We start from the raw sequence: 23312 nt of genomic DNA, 5'->3' as shown, positions 1-23312 counted from the left end.
TCATGTTTCCATACAGACGCAACCGGCGCCTGCGCGCTTCCGAATCCCTGCGGAGCCTGGCCCGGGAGACTTCCCTGTCGCCCGACGATTTTATCGTGCCCTTGTTTATTGCCGAAGGGAAGGGCCTGCGGGAGGAAATCCCCTCCATGCCGGGATATTTTCGAATTAGGCTCGACGGATTGAGCGGGGAAGTGCGCGCGCTTTGGTCCATGGGCCTGAAGGCCGTCCTGCTGTTTGTCAAGGTGCCGGACGATTTAAAAGACAACCGGGGCGCAGAGGCCCTGAACCCCGAAGGGCTGATGCAGCGGGCTATCCGCACCGTCAAGGATGCCTGCCCGGAGATGGTGGTACTTACCGATGTAGCCCTGGACCCCTATTCGGAATACGGCCATGACGGGATAGTGCAGGACGGTCGTATCCTGAACGATGCCACCGTGGAGGTGTTGGCCGCTATGTCCGTATCCCACGCGGCAGCCGGGGCCGACCTGGTGGCCCCGAGCGATATGATGGATGGACGGGTTCGCAGCATCCGGGAAGCCCTGGACGGATCCGGGTACACGGACGCGGGTATTATGAGTTATAGCGCCAAATACGCGAGCGCATTTTACGGACCTTTCCGGGATGCCCTGGATTCCGCTCCCGTTTCCGAATCCGGGATACCTGCGGATAAGAAAACCTACCAGATGGACCCCGCCAACCGGCAGGAAGCCCTGCGGGAGACCCGGATGGATGTGGAAGAGGGGGCAGACATCGTGATGGTGAAGCCCGGGCTGTGTTACCTGGATATTGTCCGGGAGATCCGCAACGCGGTAGATATTCCGGTGGCCGTTTACCAGGTTTCCGGGGAATACGCCATGGTGAAGGCGGCTGCCGAAAAGGGATGGTTGGAACACGATGCGGTGATGCTGGAGCAGTTGCTGGCGATTAAACGGGCCGGGGCAGACCTGATCGCTTCCTATTTTGCCCGGGAAGCCGTGGCCCTGCTGCGATAGGGTACTGCATCCTCCTGAAGGGACCCTGTATCCTTTTGATAGGCTACTGCATGCTCCGGACAGGACGCTGAATCCTTTTAATATCGCCTTGTATCCCCCCTGAACAGGAATGTTTTATGCGAAAATACAGTTATATACTTTTATTTGTACTGATTGGTATGGCTGGGATGGCCCATTCCCAGGTGCCGGGAAGTAAGTCCATCCCAACCGTTTTGCCCGAAGGCTCCCTGGTGTCCCTGGGCGTGGATTCGGCGGCCCTCCACCACCGCGTGGATTCCCTGGTGCATCTGGGAATCGAATCCGAGGCGTTCCCCGGAGCCCAGGTGCTGGTGGCATTCCAGGGGAAGAGGATTTTCCACAAGGCCTACGGATTTCATACGTATGACAGCCTCTGGCCCACCCGGGAGTCCGATGTGTACGACCTGGCTTCCGTAACGAAGATCGCAGCGGCCCTGCCCGCCCTGATGAAACTCACCGGGGAGGGCCAACTGGATCTGGATGCCCCATTCAGCGATTACTGGCGCCCGTGGAAGCGTCGGCGCGATAAGCGCAACCTCACCCTGCGGGAAATCCTGGCCCACCAGGCGGGGCTGGAACCGTATATCGTCTTCCTCTCCGATGTGCGTTCGCGCCAGGGGCTCCGACGCCGCTTTGTCCGCGAATCCCCTTCTGCCGGATTCCGGCGGGAAGCCTACCCGAATCGCTATGTCAGGAACCGGTTTGTGCGCAAAATGTATCGGAAAATCAACCGTTCCCAGGTGTCCAGGGAAAAAACCTATCGGTATTCCGGCCTGGCCTTCCTGTTGTTTCCCCAGTTGGTGGAAGACCTTACCGGGGAGCCCTTTGATGCATACCTCCGGAAACACATCTACGACCCGCTGGGTCTGGACCACCTCGGGTTCCTGCCTGCGCGCCGGCAGCCCGGATCGGTTGTGGTGCCTACGGAGGCCGACAGCATCTTTCGCAATGACCTCACCCGGGGCTGGGTCCACGATGAAAATGCCGCCCTGATGGGTGGGGTTTCCGGCAATGCCGGCTTGTTCGGGACGGCTGCGGACCTGGCGGTGCTCATGGAGTGTTATTCGAATTACGGGAAATACCGGGGCGTCCGCATACTGGATTCGGCCACTGTACGGGAATTCTCCCGGGTGCAGTTCCCCGATAATGACAATCGCCGGGGCCTGGGCTTCGACAAGCCCCTCCCGGACAATGCCTCCCTGCCGCTGCAGGAGGCCTATCCAGCCCCCCTGGCCAGCCCGGGGAGCTTCGGGCACAGCGGCTTTACAGGGACATTCGTTTGGGCTGATCCCGAAAACCAATTGGTATTTATTTTTCTTTCCAACCGGGTATACCCCAGCCGAGACCACCGGCAGCTCTATGAGCTCGGCCTGCGAAAACGACTCCAGCAAGTCTTTTATGAGGCACTAATTTCAACGCCCTGAACTGCTGCGGCACCGCAATTTTTGTATCTTAGACGCTATATAGCACACCCATGGGATTACTCCTTTTCTATGCCTTTATCTCCATATTTTTCTCATTTCTGTGCTCGATCCTGGAGGCGGTCCTGCTTTCGGTCACCCCGACATTTATCAATGTAAAGAAGAAAGCAGGCAAGAGCTACGCCCTGACCCTGGAAGCACTCAAGAAGGACGTCGACAAACCGCTGATTGCCATCCTGACGCTCAATACCGTGGCCCACACCGTAGGGGCCATCCTGGTGGGGGTACAGGCAAAAGTGGCCTATGCAGAGCGGTACGGGCAGGAAACCGTGGAAATCCTCGGGGTGGCCTTTACGGAAGACCTGATGGTGGGGGTGGTATCTACTGTGATGACCATCCTGATCCTCGTGGCTTCCGAGATCATCCCGAAAACCATCGGGGCCACTTACTGGAAACAACTGGCTAATATCTCCAGCCGCATCCTCAACGGGATGGTCTGGATCCTTCGGATTACCGGCCTGCTATGGATCCTGCAACTGTTTACCCGCCTCATTGGAAAGGGGAAGCACCAAAGCGTGCTGAGCCGGGAGGATTTTACGGCCATGGCCGACGTGGCCCATGAGGAGGGCGTATTTGAGGAATCGGAATCCAAGGTGATCAAAAACCTCCTGCAATTTGAGGAAATTCTGGTCAAGGATATTATGACCCCGCGGGCGGTGATGCTGATTGCGCCGGAAGACCAGACCGTGGAGGAGTTCTTCCGCAACAACCCGAAACTGCGGTTTTCCCGCATACCGGTATATCGGGAGCGGGTAGACACCATTAGCGGGTTTGTATTGAAAGACAATGTCCTGGAGGCACTCATCAACGAAAACGGCGACAAACCCCTGGCCGACCTGCGGCGCGAACTGCTGATGACTAAACGGGACACGCCCATCCCGCAGCTTTTCGACACGCTGATCCGCAAACGGGAGCACATTGCCCTGGTGGTGGACGAATACGGCTCGGTGGCGGGACTTGTGACCATGGAAGACATCATCGAAACCCTGCTCGGGCTGGAAATCATGGACGAAAGCGACAACGTGGAAGACCTGCAACTCCTGGCGCGCAAGAAATGGGAAGACCGTGCCAAGCGCAGCGGCATCATTGAATAGGTGCAGCAGGAGCCGGCGTATACCGGCAAATACCGGCGAATACCGGCGTTGGCTCAGGGAATAGTTGCCACAGCGTGGCCCCGATTTTCCGCAGGAGGCAACGGGGCACAACTACAAGAATCCTGGCGCAATAGCGAATTGAAGCAATAGCGAATATAACGAAAGGTATATGGGAGAAGCGGTAATCCATACCCCCCTGGGGACGGTGCACATCGAAGGCGGGCCAGCCGGAGTCCGCTCCATCCGGATCGGGGACCGCAGAGACATTTCCGAAACGGTGCCGCCCTCCCTGGAACCGGTTTGCAGGCAGTTGCGGGAATACTTTGACGGGGAGCGCAAGCGCTTTGAACTGCCGATGGACCCCGCGGGCACAGACTTCCAGAAAACGGTATGGAAAGCCCTGGGGGATATTCCCAACGGGAAGACCATTTCCTATATGGACCTGGCCAAAAAACTGGGCGATCCGAAGGCGATCCGGGCGGTGGCGGCGGCCAATGGCAAAAACCCGCTTTGGGTGGTGGTACCCTGCCATCGCGTGGTGGGCTCCGACGGGTCGATGACCGGTTACGCCGGGGGCATTCACCGGAAAAAATGGCTGTTGAACCACGAGAGCCAGAATCCGCAGCAAAGCCTGTTCTGAAGTTTACCGACCGCCCGGTCGGTAACGCTTCACACAGCTCCAAAACCCGGCGCCTTTTTTGTCTTTTATCGGAGAAATCTTCCATCCGCCTGCCTACATCCGGGACCGGGGCTATGGGAGCGCAACCCAAAACCGACCACCGGGTCGGTTTTGCCAATTTGGCAGCAATTGGCGGTTTCGGGGGTAAAAACTACCGCAACCCTGCCGGGAATCCGGAGGAAATGCCTTCTTTTTGGCAATGGCTGCTGCTTGAAACTTGCAGGGATTTCGTATTTTTTCGGCAGAACGTAACTCGCCGATGCTCCATAAAATCCCCTTGAGAAACATCCTCTTCCTGGATATCGAAACGGTCCCCCAGGCGGCTTCCTATGAAGACCTTTCCGAGGAGGCCCGCGAGCTGTGGGAATTGAAATCCCGATACCGGCGCAAGGAAGAATATACGGCGGCAGAATTCTATGAGAACGCGGGTATTTGGGCTGAATTCGGGAAGATTATCTGTATTTCCGCCGGATATTTTACGGGGAGCGGAAAACAGCGGGAATTCCGGATCCGCAGCTTTTCCGGGGAGGAAGAGGGCCTGCTCCGGGATTTTGGCTGTTTGCTGGAAGAACATTTCAGTAGCTCAGGGAAAATGCTCTGTGCCCACAACGGAAAGGAATTCGACTTCCCCTACCTGGCGCGGCGTATGCTTATCCACGGCATTCCACTCCCCCCAAGCCTGAACCTGTTCGGGAAGAAACCCTGGGAGATCCCGCACCTGGATACCATGGAACTATGGAAATTCGGCGATTTTAAACATTATACCTCCCTGAGGCTGATGGCCCATGTATTGGGGATCCCTTCGCCCAAAGACGACATTGACGGCAGCATGGTCCGGGACGTGTATTATGAGGAGCAGGACCTGGATCGAATCACCCAATACTGTGAAAGGGATGTGGTCACGGTAGCACAGGTCTTTCTCCGGCTTCGCAATGAGGGCCTGCTGACAGAAGACCAGATCATCCGGGTTCAATCGTAAGATCCGGGTGGTTGTGATTTGGGTCATTTGTCTGTATGCCCAACCTGAATTTGAATGATACTGTAACAAGTCCTCTTGCACATCGTCATATGTGAGATGCCTCAGGGCTGCTGTGTCGTTCCACTGATACTGCGCCTTCCCAAAATTCATGTAAGTATGCGCACAAGAAACGAACACGGCAGGTCAATCACTATTGCAAGGACCACGGGAATTTGGTATTTGCTTCTTGCCATTTCCGGCATGCTGGGATTTTTGTTCCTGCACCCCAGGGTTTATGTCGCCGATCCCCAACAGACCGTTTTGAATTTAGTAGAGGGGGAAACCCTTGCCCGCCTTCGCTTACTGGCAGAATTCGCAATAATTTTTACACAGGCGTTAACGGCTATCTGGTTTTACCGACTCTTCCGGGATAGCAATGAGTGGGCCGCCCTGGCTACGGCGATTTGGGGGACAGTCAACGCAGTTGTCATTATGTTCAGCGCCATCGCCATGGGAGTTGCCATTGAAACCGCGCTGTCTTCCCTGGATATGGAAGTCAAAGTGGCCCATATTGATTTGTTGACCGGGCTGATGTCTAATGCCTGGGGTATCGGATCGCTTTTTTTTGGACTTTGGCTCATTCCGATGGGATATATCATTACCAGCTCGAAACGAATGCCAATTTGGTTGGGCAGAATTTTGATTATTGGAGGAGTGGGATATGTACTTAGCGCATGCATCAACTACGCCGGCATCTCAGGTTCCTGGGTTGGCACCCTCACTATTCCGGCTACCATAGGCGAGTTCTGGATAATCGGCTACTTATTGATTTTCGGTATACGCCCGGTGCAAGATTGATCCGGAACTAAACCGAAGTCGAAAGGAGTGATGCCGACTCCAAGTTCTTTTTTCGATTGCAACAAGCACTTCGCGGCGAATGTGTAATTTTGCATCAGGAAAGATTACTATGCTCGAGCGGAAGACAACGGAATATGAAAAGGCGGTGCTCATCGGAATCATTACCCGGGAACAGCCCGAGGAGAAGGTAAACGAGTACCTGGACGAACTGGAATTCCTGACTTACACGGCCGGGGGCGAGGTCGTTGGCCGGTTTGTGCAGCGCATCGATGTCCCGAACCCAAAGACCTTTATCGGCAGCGGAAAGCTCGAAGAGGTACAGGCCTTTGTTAAAAAAGAGGAAGTCGGCTCCGTTATCTTCGACGACGAATTGAGCCCTGTACAACAGCGAAACATCGAGAAACAGCTCCGCTGTAAGATCATCGACCGGACGGGGCTGATCCTGGATATCTTTGCCCAGCGGGCGACGACCAGTTATGCGCGGACCCAGGTGGAGCTCGCCCAATACGAATACCTGCTGCCCCGCCTCACCGGCCTCTGGACCCACCTGGAACGCCAGCGAGGGGGTATCGGGATGCGCGGCCCGGGGGAAACCGAAATCGAGACGGACCGCCGGATTGTCCGTGACCGCATCTCCCTGCTCAAGAAGAAGCTCGCCAAGATCGACAAACAGATGGAGACCCAGCGGGGCAACCGGGGTTCCCTGGTCCGGGTAGCATTGGTGGGCTATACGAATGTGGGCAAGTCCACGCTGATGAATGTGGTAAGCAAGAGCGAGGTGTTTGCGGAAAACAAACTCTTCGCCACCCTGGACACCACCGTCCGCAAAGTGGTATTGGGCAACCTGCCCTTCCTGCTCAGCGATACGGTAGGGTTTATCCGCAAGCTGCCCACCCAACTCGTGGAGAGTTTTAAAAGTACGCTAGACGAGGTCCGGGAAGCCGACCTGCTGTTGCACGTGGTGGACATTTCCCATCCGAATTTTGAAGAGCATATCGATTCGGTAAACCAGATTCTGGCCGAGATTGACTGTGCAGAGAAGGAGACGCTGATGGTCTTTAACAAAATCGACCTGTACGAGGCGGAACCCCTGGAGGAGGATGACCTGATCACCGAGCGGACGAGCCGCCACTATTCCATTGACGAATGGCGGGCCACCTGGATGCAGCGGATGTCCGGGGATGCAATCTTTATCTCCGCCCTGAACAAGGAGAACCTGGATGAATTCCGCAAACGCGTCTACCAGCGCGTCCGGGACATCCACGTAACGCGGTTCCCCTACAACAACTTCCTCTATCCGGAAAACCTGGACGCCTACAGCCAGTGAGGGGATGGCCCGGACCGTTCACCGATAATACCGAACAGCTCGTCCAACAGACAACACCTTCCTGTAAATTGGCAACATAATTTGCGGGGTTTTGGCAGGAACCTCCTATATTTATACTGTGTTTAAGTGATAGTGTTTATCCCAAGTCGCGCCTGAACAAACACGTGCTAAATAACCAGATGGTATAACCTACCCCAACGAAAAAGCCCCGGCAATGCGCCGGGGCTTTTTTCTTTTTGCCCAAAGTGGGCCCGGATCGGATCAGAATTTATAGCTCAGCCCGAGGGTCCAGTATGTCTGCAGGTCGTTGTCCACGGAATCGAAATCCGCGTCTGTATCCCCCAGCGTATTGACCGCGTAGTTGACGGCTTCCTGTTTGTTGCTGCGGAGGCCAAAGTCGAATCCAACCCCGATCATTTTCCAGAGCGTATAGCTGAAGGAGTTCACCCATGTCCAGTTATTCAGGTCGCTGCCTTCATAGCTCAAAAAGGCCGAAAGATTTGACTTAAAAGCGATTGCACCGATATCCCGCGTGTAATCCGCCACCACCTTGGCCCCCAGGGAGGACTCAAATATGGTATCCTCGTCGCTGAAGACAAAGTTGTAGTTGAGCGGGTGGACCACCACCACCAGGTTGGCCAGTGGCGTCCACGTACCCCCGACCCCGAGGTCCAGATATCCCGGATCGTTGAAATTGTCCAGGAGCGTGGTCCGGTACTCCCCCAGGGCGGAAATGGCAAATTTTTCGCTGAGCTTCCAGCCGTAGAGGGAGGTCAGGTTAAATACGTCGACGGCGTTGCGGAACCCGTCGTTGTCGGTGGGGTCGTCTTCGTCGTCCAGTTTCACCCAGCTCAGGTTTAAATTCCCGGAATTCCTCCAGAAAAACTTCTCCTCCTGCAAATTGGCAAAGGCGTTGACGGTAAACCCGATATTCCCCGAGGAGTTGTTCGGAATGCCCTGGGCATACCAGTTGTTGAAGTTGGAGATGGAACCTCCGATGGTTCCGAAGGCGCCGGTTTTCCACCCGGGCAGGGCAGCGATCTGCGCCTTGATGGCATCGGCCCGGCCCTGGATTGCTGCGATGGAATCTTTTTTCTCGGCCAGGGCGGCCTTGAGTTCAGCCTCGGTTTGCGCAAAGGCAGCGGTTGCCGTCAAAGCGCAAAGCGCTGAAAGGAGTAATTTTCTCATGTGCTTGGTGTTAGTGTTTTCAACAGCTAAAATACGGATTGTTGATAAATACCCCACGTTATCAACATTATTTCCTGCGGACGATAGGCACCGAGGAACAAGCCTCCCCGAAATGGACGTGTCGGGCGACGCCCTGCAATTTCTCCAGGGCCCAGAGGTAGGCGGACTGGGGAACTTCTTTTTTGCTGCACCCCTTGATTATCACGGGCTTATCCCGATAAGGCTCCAGGTCCATGGCTTCGAGCAGGTCCCGGTAGGCAACCGATTCGAGCAGTTCGGGCGGCCCGGCTACCACCAGCTTTGCAAACGGGTTCAGGTAGGAGGTTATCAACAAATACGCCCAGGCAGGTACAATGGCGTCGGTTGTGCAAAACAGGGATACGTACCCGTCCAGGTAAACCGTCCAGTCATGGGCGCCCAGGGCCTCTCGGAAAGCCTTTTCCCTCAGGACCAGGCCTTCCTCCAGCCACTGGCTGATATCGATCCGGAAACGGGGACCTTCCGGGTAGAGCGCTTCCAGGTCAAAGGTGACCAATGGGCTGTTGGCAACCCGGTTGACGATTTCCTTTTCCTCGTTCATTGGGATTGATTTAATGTGCATGGCACGCGAAATTGCATTTCGCCGAACCGGTTATAACAAGCCGAGTTCCAGCTTGGCTTCCTCGCTCATCAGCTCCTGGGTCCAGGGCGGGTCGAAAGTGATTTCCACCTCGGCGTCGGCCACCAGGTCCAGGGACTTCACTTTTTCCTCCACCTCCACCGGGAGGCTTTCGGCCACCGGGCAGTTGGGGGAGGTGAGCGTCATCAGAATCTTCACTTCCCGGTCCTCGTTGACAAAGACGTCGTAGATGAGACCGAGTTCATAGATGTCCACCGGGATCTCCGGGTCATAAATAGTCTTGAGGACCCCGACGATTTTTTCGCCCAGTTCCTGTGTGTCGATACCTGTATTTGCTTCCATGTTCGTTCGAATTTGGCGGGAGCGCCCGGGGGCGGTCCCTTTCAACTCCCTGCCGGCTCAGGACTCCATTTGGGTCTCGTAGGCCACAGCGTAGAGCTTCAGTTGTTTGATCATACTCACCAGGCCGTTGGCCCGGGTGGGCGACAAGTGTTCCTTGAGCCCGATTTCGTCGATAAAGTCCGTTTTCGCGCCAATGATATCCGCGGGCTTCTGGCCCGAAAAGGCCCGGACCAGGATAGCGATAATCCCCTTGGTGATAATCGCCTCGCTGTCTGCCGTGAAATACAGCCGGCCGTCCCTGAGTTCGGCGTGTACCCAGACCTTGCTCTGGCACCCTTTGATCAGGTTTTCTTCCGTCTTGTACCGCGCTTCGATGACCGGCAGGGATTTGCCCAGTTCAATCATGTACTCATAGCGCTGCATCCAGTCGTCAAAGAGTGAGAACTCGTCGACGATTTCGTCCTGGATTTCCTGGATTGATTGCTGCTCCATAGTTGCAAAAATACGAATAGAATTCCGGGCATTCAACTTACCCGTGCAGCCCCTGGTACCAGGGGTCTTTTGAGCCCCGGTATCCAGACGGGTCTGGACGGGCATCTGCCGGGCCTAAACCGGGACCTGCCAGACCTAGGCGAGCATCTGCCGGGCCTTTTCCACTGCGGCTACCAGCCGGTCTGCTTCCTCCCGGGTATTGTAAAAGCTAAAACTCGCCCGGACGGTTCCCGGGATGCCGTAAAAGTCCATCACGGGCTGGGCGCAATGGTGTCCGGTCCGCACGGCAATGCCCAATTTGTCCAGGATGGTCCCCACGTCGTAGGGGTGGATGCCTTCCAGGTTGAAGGAAATCACCGAGGTTTTTCGGGCGGCCTCCCCGTAGATTTTCAGGCCCGGAATCGTTTTCAGATTTTTCGTGGCGTAGGCCAGTAATTCCGCTTCGTATTCCGCTATGGCCTCCATCCCGATCCCGTTCAGGTAGTCCAGGGCGGCGCCGAAGGCGATGCCCCCGCAGATATTTGGCGTGCCTGCTTCGAATTTATGGGGCAGCCCGGCATAGGTGGTTTTCTCAAAAGTGACCTCTTCGATCATCTCGCCCCCGCCCTGGTAGGGGGGCAGTTTCTCCAGCCAGGATTCCTTGCCGTAGAGGGCGCCTACCCCGGTGGGGCCGCAGAGTTTGTGGGCGGAAATCGTGTAGAAGTCCGCGTCGAGGGCTTGCAGGTCTGCCCGGATATGGGGGGCGGCCTGGGCACCGTCCACGAGTACGGCAGCCCCGGCGTCATGCGCCAGGGAAATAATTTCTTCAATCGGGTTGACGGTCCCGAGCGCATTGGATACGTGGTTCACAAAAACCAGGCGCGTCTTGTCCGAGAGGCCCTCCCGGAAGGTGTCCAGCTCCAGTTCGCCATTTTTGTTCATCGGGATCACCCGAAGCCTGGCCCCGGTCCGCTCGCAGAGCATCTGCCACGGGACGATGTTGGAGTGGTGTTCCATGGCGGACACCCAAACCTCGTCGCCTTGCTGTAAAAACCCGGTAAACCCCTGGGCCACCAGGTTGATGCCGTGGGTCGTCCCGGAGGTCATGATGATCTCATGGGGATGGGCCGCGTTAAAGTGCTTCTGGATTTTGATCCGCGCCTGCTCATAGGCATCGGTGGCTTCCTGGGACAGCGTATGCACCCCCCGGTGGATATTTGCGTTGTAGCGGGAATAGTAATCCGTAATGGCGTCGATTACCTGCCGGGGCGTCTGGGAGGTGGCCGCGTTGTCCAGGTAGACGAGCGGCTCCCCGTTCACCTGCCGCGACAGGATGGGGAAATCGTTACGGATGCGGGCAACGTCGAACATTCGCGTGGTTTTCAGATTGAAATTGGGCTGATTCGGATTCCGGGATACCGACCTAGAGGTCAAACCCGAGGTGCACCCCGAGTTTTTCGGCAATCAACCGGTTGATGCGACCCTTGAGTTCCGGGATGCGGACGCTTTCCAGCACGTTGTTGGCAAAGGCGTACATCAGCAGGGCTTCGGCTTCTTTTTTGCCGATCCCTCGCGAGCGCAGGTAAAACAGCGCGTCCTGGTCCAGCTGGCCAATCGTACAGCCGTGGGAGCACTTTACGTCGTCCGCAAAGATTTCCAACTGGGGCTTCGTATTGACCGATGCCTTGTCGCTGATCAGCAGGTTGTTGTTCTGCTGGAAGGCGTTTGTCTTCTGGGCGATTTTGTCCACGATGATCTTCCCGTTGAAGACCCCGGTGGACTGGTCGCCGAAGATGCCCTTGTAATCCTGGTGGCTCTCGCAATCCGGCTGCTGGTGGTGTACCAGCGTATGGTGGTCCACATGCTGCTTGTCGCCCAGAATGGTCACCCCTTTCAGGATGGAATTCATATGGTTCCCGTCCTGGTAGAAATTCAGGTTGTTCCGGGTGAGGTTGCCCCCAAAGGAGAACGTATGGACGCTTACCTGGCTGTTGGTTTTCTGGTCGATGTAGGTATTGTCGATCAGGGAGGCCGTTGGCCGGTCCGTCTGTACTTTGTAATAATCGACGATGGCATCTTTGGCGGCAAAGATCTCGGTGACCGAATTGGTCAGCACTTCGTTGGAAGTGAGGCTCTGGTGCCGCTCAATGACCTGCAGCTCGGCATTTTCCTCCACCACGATGAGGTTTCTGGGCTGCAGCAGGAGGGACGCCTCGTTCCCCGTGGAGAGGTGGAGGATTTCCACCGGCTTGCGGGGGGCTTTGTTCTTCGGGATATAGATGTAGGCCCCTTCCCGCGTAAAGGCGGTGTTCAGCGTGGTGAGGGATTCCTCCCGGGAGGCGACCTTGTTAAAATACACGTCGATGATCGGGCGGTACATGGGCTTGTTCAGCGCGGCGCTCATCAGGCAGATATCCACCCCGTCGTGGGTGGTCTCCGAGAGGTAGGAACTGTAAATTCCGTCGATAAATACGATTTTATACGTATCCACCTCGTGCAGGAAGTACTGCTTCACTTCCCGGTAGTCCAAGGTGCTGTCCTCCTTGGGAAACAGGCTGAAATCCACCTTTTGCAGCGGGGCCAGGGAGGTGTATTTCCAGGCCTCCATCTTGCGGTGCGGGAAGCCCTTGCTCTCGAAATTCCGGATGGCTTCCGAACGGATGTCGTGGACCGGGTGGTCCATGTCCACCTGGTTTTCAAAGGCCATGAAGGAGGCGAGCAATTTATCTTTTAAATCCATAGTGTGGGTTGCGATTCGTTCCGTTGCGATTCCTTTTTGGGTTTCCGCCATACCTTAGAGTACCGCTTCCTGTTTAATCCAGTCGTAGCCCTTTTCCTCGAGCTCCAGGGCGAGTTCCTTGTCGCCAGACTTGACGATCTTCCCGTCGTGAATTACGTGTACAAAGTCCGGGACGATGTAGTCCAGCAGCCGCTGGTAGTGGGTAATTACCACAAAGGCGTTGTCCTCGCTGCGGAGGCGGTTGACCCCGTTGGCGACGATGCGGAGGGCATCGATATCCAGCCCGGAATCCGTCTCGTCCAGGATGCCGAGCTTCGGTTGCATCATGGCCATCTGGAAGATTTCGTTCCGTTTCTTTTCCCCCCCGGAGAACCCTTCGTTCAGGGAGCGGGACAGGAATTTCCGGTCAATCTCCAGCAATTCGGCCTTCTCGCGGATGAGCTTCAGCATCTGGTTGGCCGGCATATCCGGCTCCCCTTTGGCTTTGCGCGATTCGTTGATGGCCGTTTTCATAAAATTCGTCACCGATACCCCGGGGATTTCCACCGGGTACTGGAAGGAGAGGAAGATCCCGTTATGGGCGCGTTCCTCGGGGGACATCTCGTCGATGTCCTCGCCTTCGAAGAGGATTTTCCCGCGACTTACGTTGAATTCCTCCTTGCCGGCGATTACCGAGGCCAGGGTACTCTTGCCCGAGCCGTTGGGGCCCATGATGGCATGGACTTCCCCGGGGTTCACCTCCAGGTTGATGCCTTTGAGGATCTTTTTGTTTTCTACGCCTGCGTGCAGGTTTTTTATCTTGAGCATATCCGTCAATTTAGTAACTAGTGGCCTGGGTTATCCGACAGAACCTTCCAGGCTGATTTCCAATAATTTTTGTGCTTCCACGGCGAACTCCATCGGCAGTTTGTTCAGCACTTCCTTGCTGAATCCGTTTACGATGAGCGCAATGGCTTTTTCCGTGTCGATGCCGCGCTGGTTGCAATAGAAGATCTGGTCTTCCCCGATCTTGCTCGTGGTTGCCTCGTGTTCAATCTGGGCCGTGCTGTTGTTCGCCTCGATATACGGGAAGGTATGCGCCCCGCATTCGTTGCCCATGAGCAGGGAGTCGCACTGGGAGAAATTCCGGGCATTTTTGGCCCGGCGCCCAATCTGTACGAGCCCGCGGTAGCTGTTTTGGGAGCGGCCGGCGGAGATTCCCTTGGAGATGATCGTACTGCGGGTATTGTTGCCCAGGTGGATCATCTTGGTGCCCGTATCGGCCTGCTGGTGGTTGTTGGTAACGGCAATCGAGTAGAATTCCCCGATGGAATTGTCTCCTTTCAACACGCAGGAAGGGTACTTCCAGGTAATCGCCGACCCGGTTTCCACCTGGGTCCATGATATCTTGGCGTTTTTCTCGCAGAGCCCGCGCTTGGTCACGAAATTGTAGACCCCGCCCTTGCCTTCCTTGTCGCCGGGGAACCAGTTCTGGACCGTGGAGTATTTGATCTCCGCATCGTCCAGGGCGATGAGTTCCACCACGGCGGCGTGAAGCTGGTTTTCGTCCCGGGAGGGAGCGGTGCACCCTTCCAGGTAACTCACGTAGCTGCCTTTATCGGCAACCACCAGCGTCCGTTCGAACTGGCCGGTACCGGCCTGGTTGATCCGGAAGTAGGTGGAGAGCTCCATCGGGCAGCGCACCCCTTTTGGGATGTAGCAGAACGACCCGTCGGAAAATACCGCTGAATTCAGGGCGGCGTAAAAGTTATCTTTCCGGGGTACCACCGTACCCAGGTACTTGCGTACGAGTTCCGGGTGTTCCTTGATCGCCTCGGAGATGGAACAGAAAATAATGCCCTTCTCCGCCAGGGTTTTCTTAAACGTGGTGGCCACCGAAACCGAGTCCATCACAAAATCCACGGCCACCCCGGCCAGCTTCTTCTGCTCCTCGATCGGGATGCCGAGTTTCTTGAAAGTGTCGAGCAGTTCCGGATCTACTTCGTCCAGGCTCTCGTACTTGGGCTTTTTATTCGGGGCGGAATAGTAGGAAATGTTCTGGAAATCGGGTTTTTTATAGTGGATGTTGGCCCATTCCGGCTCCACCATTTCCTTCCAGTGGCGAAATGCCTCGAGCCGCCATTCGGTCATCCAGTCGGGCTCCTCTTTCTTTTTGGAGATGGCGATGACAATTTCCTCGCTGAGCCCTTTGGGCAGCGTATCCGACTCGATATCCGTGTAGAATCCGTACTCGTATTCCTTGGTTTCGAGTTCCTTCTTGAGTTCTTCTTCAGTATAAGCCATAAGTGTCTTTCTGATAATTACCAGCCCCCGGCCTTTTCCGGCCGGTCGGGCCTACAGGGAGAAACTCTCCCCGCAGCCACAGGTGCGCTGGGCATTCGGGTTGTTAAAAACAAACCCCTTGCCGTTCAACCCGCCGGAGTACTCGAGCGTAGTCCCCACCAGGTATAAAAAGCTTTTTTTATCCACGATAATCCGAACGGAATTGTCCTCAAAGACCTTGTCGGCCTCGTCGGCTTCCCGGTCAAAACGGAGCTCGTAGGACAAACCGCTGCAACCGCCGCTCTTTACCCCGACCCGGACGTAATCCGTGCCGGCGTTGAAGCCTTCCTCCTGCATGAGGGAGACGACTTTCTGGCGGGCTGTTTCCGATACTTTGATCATTCGAATTTGGATTTATTCTAAATAGTGCACAAATATAGCCAAAACAGGCGGGTTTCCCATCATTCCTAACATTATTATAACGTATATGGGGATTGGTGTTATCTATTGGTTTTACTGGGGTTGGCCGGTGTCTTCCGGCGGCATGCGGGATGCCCCTGCCAACGCGCTAGCGGATTTTGAGCAGCAACAGGTCGGTTTCCCCCAGGGGGGCGAGCCCGGGGCTGCCGTCCGGGGAGAGCTCCCCGGCCACGTAGATGGAACCGTCGGCTGCTTCCACGGCGTCGAAACCGAGGTCGATGCCCGGGCCCCCGTACGTGGTTTGCCAGAGCAGCCGGCCCGCCCCGTCGATTTTCAGCAGCAGTACGTCGTTTTCCCCTGCGTTTTGCAGGTTCGCGTTGCTGCTGCGGGTGGTACCCGATATCAGGAAATTCCCGTCCGAGGTTAGCGCGATGGACTCCGCTGCATCAAAGGCCGGCCCGCCGTAACTCTGCTCCCAGAGCATATTCCCGGCCGGGTCCAGGCGGACCACCCAGACATCCGACTCCCCCCGGTTGGCAGAGATATCCCCATCCGTGCTGAAGCTTTGGCCCGCTACCAGGTAGCCGCCCCGCGGATCTGCCGCGATATCCGAGGCGATATCGATGCCGGTCCCCCCGAGGTTGGTTTCCCATTGCAATTCCCCCTGCCGGTTTACCTTGACCACCCAGAAGTCATAGCTGCCGTTTGGCTGGCTGATGTCGAAGTCGTCGCTTTCCGAAAAACCCGCCATCACAAAGCCCCCGTCCGGCGCAGCGACTGCGGCATGGGCCCGGTCGTTGTCCGTGCCCCCAAAGTAATACCGCCATTGGAGCGACCCGTCCGCGCTGAGTTTCGTGCACCAGAACTCCCCCACGCCGTGGCGGGTAGCATACGGGTTTTTTTCGGCATACCCGTCGGCCCGGGCGGCGGTGAGGTCCAGAAAGCCGATGAAAAACAGCCCTCCGTCGTCGGTTTCCAAAAGGTCGTAGCTGTGGTCGTGGCCCGAAAAGCCGAAACTGCGCTCCCAAAGGATCTCCCCGGCGGCGTCCAGGCGCAGCACCCAGTTGTCGTGAAAGCCTTCGTTGTTGGACCCGTCCCCGTCGTCGCTCATGGCGTAGCCCGTGATGGCGTACCCCCCGTTCGAGAGCTCCACCACGGCCTGGCCCCGGTCGTCCTTGCTGCCGCCATAGGTGCGCGTCCATTCCCGGTTGCCCGCGGCGTCCAGTTTCAGCAGCCAGTAGTCGTTGACGGCTGTGGCCTTGTCCGAGAGGTCGCCGTCCGTACTTTCGGAAAAGCCCAGGATGGCCAGGCCGCCGTCCCGGGTTGCGATGATGGAACGGGCGGTTTCGGCCCCGCTGCCGCCAAAGGTTTTCGCCCACTGGATTTCCCCGGTCTGGCCGGCGCCCGGGGCGGGGAGGTCCCCGGCATCCCGGCTGCATGCCGACAGGAGTGCAACGAGCATCCCGGCAATGAGCAGGGATGCGAATCCATACTGCAGAAGGCCTGCAGGCCGCCGCCCGCCAATGCCCGGGCAGGCCGTATTTTTTATCCGGCTGCTCATGGGTTGGAAGGCTTGAGTACGAAGAGCCCCCGGTTGATATCCCCTACCAGGATATGCCCGCTGGGGAGGTAGGGATAGACGCTCCAGACCCCGCTGAAGGCCGGACTGTCAGAGTCCGGAAAGGTATCGAAATAAGCGGTTTCCGCCATCTCTCCCCCGGCAATGCCGGAAATGTCCAGCAGGCGGATGCCCGCCGTGTAATTGGCCAGGTAAAATACGTCGCCGAGCACGTAACCGTTGTGGTCGATGGCGGTAGTGGGCCCGGAATAGGAGAAAGACAGAACCGGGTTGTCCAGGTCCGTAAAATCGAAGACCAGGGTCCGGCTGTTCAGGCCGAAATTCAGTTCGTCCAGTTCATCGCCCAGGATAAAAAACCGGTGGTCTTCGGTAAACCAGCCCTGGTGCGTATAGCCGAGATTGCTGTAATCCAGTCCCGCAATCTCAAAGGGGGCTCCCTTGTCCGTAACGTCCAGGATCACCACCTCGGATTCGTTGGCCCCCACCAATATTTCCCGTCCCGCATAGTCCGCATCCGGCCCCTGGTACAGCACTACCTGGGCGTCGTGCGTATAGCCGGCAGTGGCAAATCCGCCTGCGTCGGAGGGGGCTGCAGGGTCGGCGAGGTCTATAAAGTGCGGCCCGCCCTGATAGGGCAATTCCGGGCCGGTCCCCACCGCATAGGCAAACCCGGAGGACTCCTCGATCACCAGGTTGTGCGCATTCCCGAAGGCGGAATAGTGCGTAGTAGCGGAAAAAGTCTGCGGGGGGTTGGAAACATCCCGCAACCGGGTCAGGTCAAAGACCTGCATCCCATGCCCGTCGGCTTCCGAAACGATAAAGGCATGGTTCGCATAGACCTTGATGTCCCTCCAGGCGCTGGCGACGGTGTGGGTGGGCAGTTTCCCGAGGTAGACGGGGTTTTCTGGGTCGGCCAGGGAAATAAAGGCGGTGCCGTTGTTCAGGCCCACCAGGGCGTATTCCGTCCCGTCTGCAGGGTCGGCCCATCCCCAGATGTCGTTCCCCGAAGTGGCGGAGAAAACTTCCAGGTCCAGGTGGGCTACCAGGTCGAGCCCCGAACAGGGGTACGCCCCGGCCATGCCGTTCTCGCAGGGGGTAAAGCCCGTGGGTTCCCCGGCCGATCCGCCGGGATTTGGATTCGGGTTCGGCCCCGGGGCGAGCCCGTCACCGGGGGCGTCGTCCGAACGGGAACAGGAACTCAGGAGCAGGATACATAGGACGAGGACCCTCAGGATTCGGGAGGCAGGCTTTTCCACGCTGTATTTTTGATTTAAAGATACGCGATAATAACGATCCGCCTTATTTTTGTACCATGTTTGAAGACAAAGACCACCCATCCACCGACCTCGGGAAACTCGGGGAATTTGGCCTGATCCGCCACCTGACACAGCACCTGGAACTCCGTCAGCCCACCACCCTGGAGGGCATCGGGGACGATGCAGCCCTGCTGGCCATCGGGGACACTGAGGTTGCGGTAACCACCGACATGCTGGTGGAAGGCGTCCATTTTGACCTGGGATACGCCCCCCTGAAACACCTGGGGTACAAGGCGATGATCGTCAACCTGAGCGATGTGTACGCCATGAACATGCAGGCCACCCAGGCCACCGTTTCCCTGGCAGTTTCCAACCGCTTCCCCCTGGAGGCCCTCGAGGAGTTGTACGCCGGGATTGTCCTGGCGGGGAAGATCTACGGGGTGGACGTGGTAGGGGGGGATACCACCTCGTCCAACAAGGGGCTGATTATCAGCGTTACGGCTATTGGCCAGGCTCCCAAGGGCACCGCGGTCCGGAGGTCCGGCGCAAAACCCAACGACCTGCTGGTTGTCAGCGGCGATATCGGGGGGGCGTACCTCGGGTTGCAGGTGCTCCGGCGGGAACAGGAGGTCTTCAAGGTCAACCCGCGCCACCAACCCGACCTGGAACCCTACAGCTACCTGGTGGAGCGGCAGCTCAAGCCGGAGGCCCGGAAGGACATCGTGGAGTTGCTCGGCAAGCTGGAAGTCCGGCCCACGGCCATGATCGACATCAGCGACGGGCTCTCATCGGAGATTCTGCACCTGTGCGAATCGGGGCAGCTGGGTTGCCGGTTGTTTGAGGATAAAATCCCGCTGGATCCTTCGGCCCAGGCGGTATGCGAGGAGTTTAATCTGGATAGTACCACCGTGGCCCTGAGCGGCGGGGAGGACTATGAGTTGCTTTTTACGATCCGGCAGGAGGACTTCCCGAAAATCAAAGGGAACCCATCCCTCACCGTAATCGGCCATATGGCCGAAAAGGAGGCCGGGGCACAACTGGTTACGCGCGCGGGCGAGCAGATAGACCTGACGGCGCGGGGTTGGAATGCGTTTGGCAGTGCCGGCGAATAATCAGGCAACCTGGTGCTGCGGGTGAGTATGGGAAGCGTGGCGCTTCTGGTAGATGTGTTCCAGGGTCCGGTTGATTTCGCGCAGTTCGGGGGTCAGCGTTGAAAGGTTCCCGCTGACGTCCGTGGTTACCTGTTTGCCGCAGTGCAGGCAGCTGTATTCCTTGATGTGTGAGGTTACCTTTTTGGAAACCGAGAAGTGGTGTCCGAAGATGGAGCAGAAGAGCTTCTTCATGGCGTAGGTTTTTGGTTAGGGCTGTCGCTCCCGATTTGGGCGGTGTAAAGCGGCAACCGAATTGATTTCCGATTCCCTTCATTTCCCTATAGTGCACTCTTGTAGCTGTTCCTTCAAAGACAACGACGGCAAATGCCGATTTATTGAGCGCTGCCGGTGATTTTTATTTATTTTCGACGAATCACCGCTGCCACCTGTCAAAACGCCGCCTGGCGCAGCCCTGATTCAACCCATGAGCCGAAAATCCATCATCATCCTCGGGCTCGCCCTGTTTTCCCTGTTTTTCGGGGCGGGCAACCTGATCCTCCCCCCACAGATGGGATGGCGGGCCGGGCCGCTCTGGTGGCTCGTCTGCCTGGGCTTTTGCGTGTCGGCCGTATTGATCCCGATGCTCGGGATCCTCGCCCACTCCCGTTTGCAGGGCAGCATGTTCGACTTTGCCAAAAAAGTCTCCCCGGGGTTCAGTGCCGTCTACTGTTTCCTGATCTATGCCATTTCGCTCACCCTGCCTTCTCCCCGGACGGCATCGGTAACCCATGAAATGGCCGTGGCGCCCTATCTTGGGAGCCCGCCCTGGCTCACCAGCCTGGTGTATTTCGCCCTCGTGTTTTTCCTGGTGATGAACCGTTCAAAACTGGGCAGCCTTATCGGCAAATACCTCACCCCGGTGATCCTGCTGGTCCTGGTCCTCCTGATCGGCAGCATCCTGTTCTGGCCGCCGGATGTCATGACGGCCCGTACCCTGTCGGCACCATTTACGGCGGGTTTGCAGGAAGGGTACCAGACCTTTGACGCCATCGGCGCTGTGGTTTGCGGCGGGGTGATTCTCGTTTCCCTCCGGCTGGAAAACCCCGGCCTGGATTTCGGGCAGCGGTTCCGGGCAATTGCGCTCGCCGGGCTGTTTGCGGGAATGTGCCTGTTGTTGCTCTATACGGGCCTGATGTACAGTGGGGCTGCCATGACCGGGTGGGTCCCGGAGGAGGTAACCCGTACCCGGCTGCTCCGGGAGGTGACGGAATATGCCCTTGGGGCGCGGAGCCAGGCGTTGCTGAGCCTGCTGATTGGCCTGGCCTGTTTTACAACGGCCGTCGGCGTGGTCACCGGCGCTTCGGACTACGCGCGATCCCGTTTCGGGGATTCGCCCCGGGCCTATACCCTGACGGCCCTTGCCGGGTGTGCGACAGGGGTGCTTTTTGGCCAACTCCCCGTAGCTTATATTATCTCGGTGGCCCTCCCGGCCCTGTTGTTTATCTACCCGCTGACCATTGTGCTGATCGGGCTGAATGCGATGCCGGCCCGGTATACGCCCCCCCGGCTGTTCCGGGCGGTGGTTGCCGTTACCTTATTGTTCAGCATCCCGGATTTTGTGGAAAGCCTCTGGCCGGGGGCCATTCCGGAAGGTGCCGTGAGCTGGATCCCGCTGCGGTCGTTTGGCCTTCCCTGGTTGCTGCCGGCAGTATGCGTTTTCCTGGCGGGCAGGTTCTTGCAGCGGCGGATTTGACCGGATGGGCCGGATGGCGTAAGTTTACCGGGAGAAACTCCTGGCAATGGCCGACTATTACAACTATATCAAATCCCTCCACCTGATCTTTGTGGTGACCTGGTTTGCCGGGCTTTTCTACATGCCCCGGCTGTTTATCTACCATATTGAAGCCCTCGAAAAACCCGAGACGGAAGCCCGGGTACTGGGCAACCAGTTCCGGGTGATGGAACGCCGGCTCTGGCAGATCATTACCTGGCCGTCGGCCGTGCTCTGCATCGCCTCTGCCCTGGTGCTGCTCTGGATCATGCCCGGATGGCTCTCCCAGCCCTGGATGCACGTGAAGCTCGGGTTTGTGGTATTGCTGATCATATACCACCTGGTGATGCACCGCATGTACCTGCGCTTCCAGCGCGGGCAGATTTCCTACACCTCCCGATTTATGCGGATCTGGAACGAGGGGGCCACGCTCATCTTGTTTGCGGTGGTTTTCTTGGCCGTACTCAAGAACAGTATCGACTGGATGTTCGGCCTGGCAGGCCTATTGGCGTTGGCGGTGCTGCTGATGCTCGGCATCCGGCTTTACAGGCGCCTCAGGGAGCGGTCCGGCAAGCCCGATTGACCATTTGGGAAGCCCCCGATAAACCTGCTTTTGGTCCGATTATTGCTATCTTAGCGGAAACCCGATCGCCTTGTTCAAAAAGATGTCTTTACGGTCCCGGATCTTCGTATCGATGATCCTCCTGGTCCTGATCGCGTCCGTGTTGATTGCCGGGGTCACCGTCTACCAGTACAGGGAACAGGCACAGGATTACCACCAGGACCGCCTGGAGCGCAAGGAGGAGCAAATCAAGCAGGCCATTACCTTTGCCCTGCAGCGCACTACCTACCCGGTCACTACCGAAAACCTCGGGTTGATATTCAAGGACGAGATCTACCGGATCGCGATCATCGAGAACGCAAACTTCAACATCTACGATCTGGACGGGCAGCTGATCAAAAGCTCGCGCCCGAAATTCGACAACGACTCGGTTTCCCTCTGCCTGGATGCCCATGTGCTCAATGCGCTCAGGGGGAGCATGGAAAAGCGCTATGTGGAATCGGCGGCTGCAGCGGGTGACAACTACCAGGCCTCGTATTCCTTTATCACTGACAGCCGGTTTAAACCCATCGGGATCCTGAACCTGCCCTATTTTGAGGAGAATTCCTTTTACGACATGGAACTCGGGGAGTTCATGATGCGCCTGGGGGCGGTCTACCTGATCATGCTTTTGAGTGCGATTGCCCTGGCCTACTTTATTTCCAAGTACATTACCCGGTCGCTGGAAACCGTATCGGACAAGCTCACCCATACGCGCCTGGCCCGGACCAACGAAAAGATTTTCCTGGACGATCCCAGCGAGGAGATCGGCAAGCTGATCGACGCCTATAACAGCATGATCGACGAGTTGGAGCTCAGCGCCACAAAGCTCGCGCGGAGCGAGCGGGAACAGGCCTGGCGGGAAATGGCCAAACAGGTGGCCCACGAAATCAAGAACCCGCTCACGCCCATGCGGCTGAGCGTACAGAGTTTTGAGCGGAAATTCGACCCCCGGGACCCGGATGTGGGCCGGCAGGTTGCCGAGTTTTCCAAAACGCTCATCCAGCAGATCGACACGCTGAGCAGCATTGCCTCGGCCTTCTCGAATTTTGCGAAGATGCCCGCCCAGCAGAACGAAACGCTCAACGTGGTGGAAATCGTCAAGCTCGCCCTGGACATTTTCAACGAGCCTTATATCCACTTTATGGCCGATGAGCAGGAGATCATTGCCAAAATGGACCGGACGCAGCTCATCCGGGTGGTGACCAACCTGGTTAAGAACGCCATCCAGGCGGTCCCGGAGGTGGACCACCCGCGAATCCTGGTGTCTGTGGCAGCCGAGGACGGTTTTGTCAAGATCATGGTGGCCGACAACGGCATAGGCATCGAAGCAGACAACCGCGACAAAGTATTCGAACCCAAATTCACTACCAAAAGCAGCGGGATGGGGCTCGGCCTGGGAATGGTCAAAACCATTGTGGAAACCTATGGCGGCAGGATTGAATTTACCTCTCAGAAGGGAAAAGGCACCGTCTTCACGGTATACTTGCCGAGGGAAAAGGCATAGGCAACAGCGGACACTGATAATTTTATAACTTCAGACAGAACTTCAAATAAAACCCTAA

General features: G+C 57.1%; 23 protein-coding genes. 11 read left to right on the top strand and 12 right to left on the bottom strand.

Annotated features, from left to right (window positions below):
* Nucleotides 1-2 precede the first annotated feature (2 nt).
* The 7 genes from hemB (at nucleotide 3) to hflX (ending at nucleotide 7407) form a co-directional block, all read left to right on the top strand.
* Nucleotides 3-992, top strand: a complete 990-nt coding sequence (gene hemB / locus AC3DKS_RS05510) for a porphobilinogen synthase (RefSeq protein WP_272606847.1) — start codon at nucleotides 3-5, stop codon at nucleotides 990-992.
* Nucleotides 993-1150: 158 nt separating this feature from the next.
* On the top strand, nucleotides 1151-2434 hold the full coding sequence (locus tag AC3DKS_RS05505) for a serine hydrolase domain-containing protein (RefSeq protein ID WP_272606846.1): 1284 nt from the start codon (nucleotides 1151-1153) through the stop codon (nucleotides 2432-2434).
* A 50-nt stretch (nucleotides 2435-2484) separates the two neighbouring features.
* A complete protein-coding gene (locus tag AC3DKS_RS05500) occupies nucleotides 2485-3585 on the top strand; it encodes a CNNM domain-containing protein (RefSeq protein WP_015753181.1) in 1101 nt (366 codons plus the stop codon).
* A 169-nt stretch (nucleotides 3586-3754) separates the two neighbouring features.
* Nucleotides 3755-4225: a methylated-DNA--[protein]-cysteine S-methyltransferase gene (locus AC3DKS_RS05495; protein WP_272606845.1), complete on the top strand. Its 471-nt coding sequence runs from the start codon at nucleotides 3755-3757 to the stop codon at nucleotides 4223-4225.
* A 298-nt stretch (nucleotides 4226-4523) separates the two neighbouring features.
* The gene (locus AC3DKS_RS05490) at nucleotides 4524-5243 is read left to right on the top strand and encodes a 3'-5' exonuclease (protein ID WP_272606844.1); all 720 of its coding nucleotides are present in this window, start codon (nucleotides 4524-4526) and stop codon (nucleotides 5241-5243) included.
* A gap of 156 nt (nucleotides 5244-5399) precedes the next feature.
* Complete coding sequence (locus AC3DKS_RS05485) at nucleotides 5400-6080, top strand: DUF4386 domain-containing protein (protein ID WP_041326920.1); 681 nt, start codon at nucleotides 5400-5402, stop codon at nucleotides 6078-6080.
* Between the two features lie 109 nt (nucleotides 6081-6189).
* Complete coding sequence (gene hflX / locus AC3DKS_RS05480; protein WP_015753176.1) at nucleotides 6190-7407, top strand: GTPase HflX; 1218 nt, start codon at nucleotides 6190-6192, stop codon at nucleotides 7405-7407.
* Nucleotides 7408-7668: 261 nt separating this feature from the next.
* On the opposite strand, the gene AC3DKS_RS05475 is transcribed toward hflX, so the two are convergent.
* The 11 genes from AC3DKS_RS05475 to AC3DKS_RS05425 all read right to left on the bottom strand — a co-directional run bounded on the left by AC3DKS_RS05475 (nucleotide 7669) and on the right by AC3DKS_RS05425 (nucleotide 18284).
* Nucleotides 7669-8595 (bottom strand): DUF3078 domain-containing protein, encoded by a 927-nt coding sequence (locus AC3DKS_RS05475; RefSeq protein WP_041326919.1) that lies wholly within the window; start codon nucleotides 8593-8595, stop codon nucleotides 7669-7671.
* A 67-nt stretch (nucleotides 8596-8662) separates the two neighbouring features.
* A complete protein-coding gene (locus tag AC3DKS_RS05470) occupies nucleotides 8663-9175 on the bottom strand; it encodes a DUF2480 family protein (RefSeq protein WP_015753174.1) in 513 nt (170 codons plus the stop codon).
* Nucleotides 9176-9226: 51 nt separating this feature from the next.
* Nucleotides 9227-9556, bottom strand: coding sequence for a DUF59 domain-containing protein (locus AC3DKS_RS05465; protein ID WP_015753173.1), 330 nt, complete (start codon nucleotides 9554-9556; stop codon nucleotides 9227-9229).
* Nucleotides 9557-9613: 57 nt separating this feature from the next.
* Nucleotides 9614-10048, bottom strand: coding sequence for a SufE family protein (locus AC3DKS_RS05460; RefSeq protein ID WP_015753172.1), 435 nt, complete (start codon nucleotides 10046-10048; stop codon nucleotides 9614-9616).
* Nucleotides 10049-10183: 135 nt separating this feature from the next.
* Nucleotides 10184-11398 carry an aminotransferase class V-fold PLP-dependent enzyme gene (locus AC3DKS_RS05455; RefSeq protein WP_272606843.1) on the bottom strand — a complete coding sequence of 405 codons (1215 nt, stop codon included), beginning with the start codon at nucleotides 11396-11398 and terminating at the stop codon, nucleotides 10184-10186.
* Between the two features lie 52 nt (nucleotides 11399-11450).
* Nucleotides 11451-12767, bottom strand: coding sequence for a Fe-S cluster assembly protein SufD (gene sufD / locus AC3DKS_RS05450; protein ID WP_041327425.1), 1317 nt, complete (start codon nucleotides 12765-12767; stop codon nucleotides 11451-11453).
* Between the two features lie 54 nt (nucleotides 12768-12821).
* Nucleotides 12822-13574, bottom strand: coding sequence for a Fe-S cluster assembly ATPase SufC (gene sufC / locus AC3DKS_RS05445; protein ID WP_015753169.1), 753 nt, complete (start codon nucleotides 13572-13574; stop codon nucleotides 12822-12824).
* Nucleotides 13575-13604: 30 nt separating this feature from the next.
* On the bottom strand, nucleotides 13605-15050 hold the full coding sequence (gene sufB, locus AC3DKS_RS05440) for a Fe-S cluster assembly protein SufB (RefSeq protein ID WP_015753168.1): 1446 nt from the start codon (nucleotides 15048-15050) through the stop codon (nucleotides 13605-13607).
* A 51-nt stretch (nucleotides 15051-15101) separates the two neighbouring features.
* Nucleotides 15102-15431 (bottom strand): HesB/IscA family protein, encoded by a 330-nt coding sequence (locus AC3DKS_RS05435; protein WP_015753167.1) that lies wholly within the window; start codon nucleotides 15429-15431, stop codon nucleotides 15102-15104.
* A gap of 166 nt (nucleotides 15432-15597) precedes the next feature.
* The gene (locus AC3DKS_RS05430; protein WP_272606842.1) at nucleotides 15598-17010 is read right to left on the bottom strand and encodes a hypothetical protein; all 1413 of its coding nucleotides are present in this window, start codon (nucleotides 17008-17010) and stop codon (nucleotides 15598-15600) included.
* Complete coding sequence (locus AC3DKS_RS05425) at nucleotides 17007-18284, bottom strand: choice-of-anchor B family protein (RefSeq protein ID WP_272606841.1); 1278 nt, start codon at nucleotides 18282-18284, stop codon at nucleotides 17007-17009. The genes AC3DKS_RS05430 and AC3DKS_RS05425 overlap by 4 nt, the downstream gene beginning before the upstream one ends.
* A 56-nt stretch (nucleotides 18285-18340) precedes the next feature.
* Here AC3DKS_RS05425 and thiL point away from each other — a divergent pair, with 56 nt between their 5' ends.
* On the top strand, nucleotides 18341-19396 hold the full coding sequence (gene thiL / locus AC3DKS_RS05420; protein ID WP_272606840.1) for a thiamine-phosphate kinase: 1056 nt from the start codon (nucleotides 18341-18343) through the stop codon (nucleotides 19394-19396).
* Here thiL and AC3DKS_RS05415 read toward each other — a convergent pair whose 3' ends face one another.
* Nucleotides 19397-19627 (bottom strand): DUF1660 family phage protein, encoded by a 231-nt coding sequence (locus tag AC3DKS_RS05415; protein ID WP_272606839.1) that lies wholly within the window; start codon nucleotides 19625-19627, stop codon nucleotides 19397-19399. It lies immediately after the preceding gene.
* 232 nt (nucleotides 19628-19859) lie between these two features.
* Here AC3DKS_RS05415 and AC3DKS_RS05410 point away from each other — a divergent pair, with 232 nt between their 5' ends.
* The 3 genes from AC3DKS_RS05410 to AC3DKS_RS05400 all read left to right on the top strand — a co-directional run bounded on the left by AC3DKS_RS05410 (nucleotide 19860) and on the right by AC3DKS_RS05400 (nucleotide 23254).
* Entirely contained in the window at nucleotides 19860-21128 is a 1269-nt protein-coding gene (locus tag AC3DKS_RS05410) for a branched-chain amino acid transport system II carrier protein (RefSeq protein WP_272606838.1), read from the top strand.
* A gap of 46 nt (nucleotides 21129-21174) precedes the next feature.
* The gene (locus AC3DKS_RS05405; protein ID WP_015753161.1) at nucleotides 21175-21729 is read left to right on the top strand and encodes a CopD family protein; all 555 of its coding nucleotides are present in this window, start codon (nucleotides 21175-21177) and stop codon (nucleotides 21727-21729) included.
* Nucleotides 21730-21841: 112 nt separating this feature from the next.
* Nucleotides 21842-23254, top strand: coding sequence for a sensor histidine kinase (locus AC3DKS_RS05400; RefSeq protein ID WP_041327423.1), 1413 nt, complete (start codon nucleotides 21842-21844; stop codon nucleotides 23252-23254).
* Nucleotides 23255-23312 lie beyond the last annotated feature (58 nt).

This window comes from Robiginitalea sp. (genome assembly GCF_982776155.1).
The sequence above is the reverse complement of the archived record's forward strand: the minus strand, read 5'-3'. Positions and strand labels throughout refer to the sequence as shown.

Bases quoted from the DNA above. Each gene is read 5' to 3' on its own strand.
- sufD (WP_041327425.1), bottom strand. From the start codon at position 12,767: ATGGATTTAAAAGATAAATTGCTCGCCTCCTTCATGGCCTTTGAAAAC.
- hflX (WP_015753176.1), top strand. From the start codon at position 6,190: ATGCTCGAGCGGAAGACAACGGAATATGAAAAGGCGGTGCTCATCGGA.
- AC3DKS_RS05410 (WP_272606838.1), top strand. From the start codon at position 19,860: ATGAGCCGAAAATCCATCATCATCCTCGGGCTCGCCCTGTTTTCCCTG.
- AC3DKS_RS05465 (WP_015753173.1), bottom strand. From the start codon at position 9,556: ATGGAAGCAAATACAGGTATCGACACACAGGAACTGGGCGAAAAAATC.
- sufB (WP_015753168.1), bottom strand. From the start codon at position 15,050: ATGGCTTATACTGAAGAAGAACTCAAGAAGGAACTCGAAACCAAGGAA.
- AC3DKS_RS05505 (WP_272606846.1), top strand. From the start codon at position 1,151: ATGGCTGGGATGGCCCATTCCCAGGTGCCGGGAAGTAAGTCCATCCCA.
- AC3DKS_RS05490 (WP_272606844.1), top strand. From the start codon at position 4,524: ATGCTCCATAAAATCCCCTTGAGAAACATCCTCTTCCTGGATATCGAA.
- AC3DKS_RS05455 (WP_272606843.1), bottom strand. From the start codon at position 11,398: ATGTTCGACGTTGCCCGCATCCGTAACGATTTCCCCATCCTGTCGCGG.
- sufC (WP_015753169.1), bottom strand. From the start codon at position 13,574: ATGCTCAAGATAAAAAACCTGCACGCAGGCGTAGAAAACAAAAAGATC.
- AC3DKS_RS05470 (WP_015753174.1), bottom strand. From the start codon at position 9,175: ATGAACGAGGAAAAGGAAATCGTCAACCGGGTTGCCAACAGCCCATTG.
- AC3DKS_RS05400 (WP_041327423.1), top strand. From the start codon at position 21,842: ATGATCCTCCTGGTCCTGATCGCGTCCGTGTTGATTGCCGGGGTCACC.
- AC3DKS_RS05415 (WP_272606839.1), bottom strand. From the start codon at position 19,627: ATGAAGAAGCTCTTCTGCTCCATCTTCGGACACCACTTCTCGGTTTCC.
- thiL (WP_272606840.1), top strand. From the start codon at position 18,341: ATGTTTGAAGACAAAGACCACCCATCCACCGACCTCGGGAAACTCGGG.
- AC3DKS_RS05500 (WP_015753181.1), top strand. From the start codon at position 2,485: ATGGGATTACTCCTTTTCTATGCCTTTATCTCCATATTTTTCTCATTT.
- AC3DKS_RS05435 (WP_015753167.1), bottom strand. From the start codon at position 15,431: ATGATCAAAGTATCGGAAACAGCCCGCCAGAAAGTCGTCTCCCTCATG.
- AC3DKS_RS05430 (WP_272606842.1), bottom strand. From the start codon at position 17,010: ATGAGCAGCCGGATAAAAAATACGGCCTGCCCGGGCATTGGCGGGCGG.
- AC3DKS_RS05495 (WP_272606845.1), top strand. From the start codon at position 3,755: ATGGGAGAAGCGGTAATCCATACCCCCCTGGGGACGGTGCACATCGAA.
- hemB (WP_272606847.1), top strand. From the start codon at position 3: ATGTTTCCATACAGACGCAACCGGCGCCTGCGCGCTTCCGAATCCCTG.
- AC3DKS_RS05405 (WP_015753161.1), top strand. From the start codon at position 21,175: ATGGCCGACTATTACAACTATATCAAATCCCTCCACCTGATCTTTGTG.
- AC3DKS_RS05475 (WP_041326919.1), bottom strand. From the start codon at position 8,595: ATGAGAAAATTACTCCTTTCAGCGCTTTGCGCTTTGACGGCAACCGCT.
- AC3DKS_RS05460 (WP_015753172.1), bottom strand. From the start codon at position 10,048: ATGGAGCAGCAATCAATCCAGGAAATCCAGGACGAAATCGTCGACGAG.
- AC3DKS_RS05485 (WP_041326920.1), top strand. From the start codon at position 5,400: ATGCGCACAAGAAACGAACACGGCAGGTCAATCACTATTGCAAGGACC.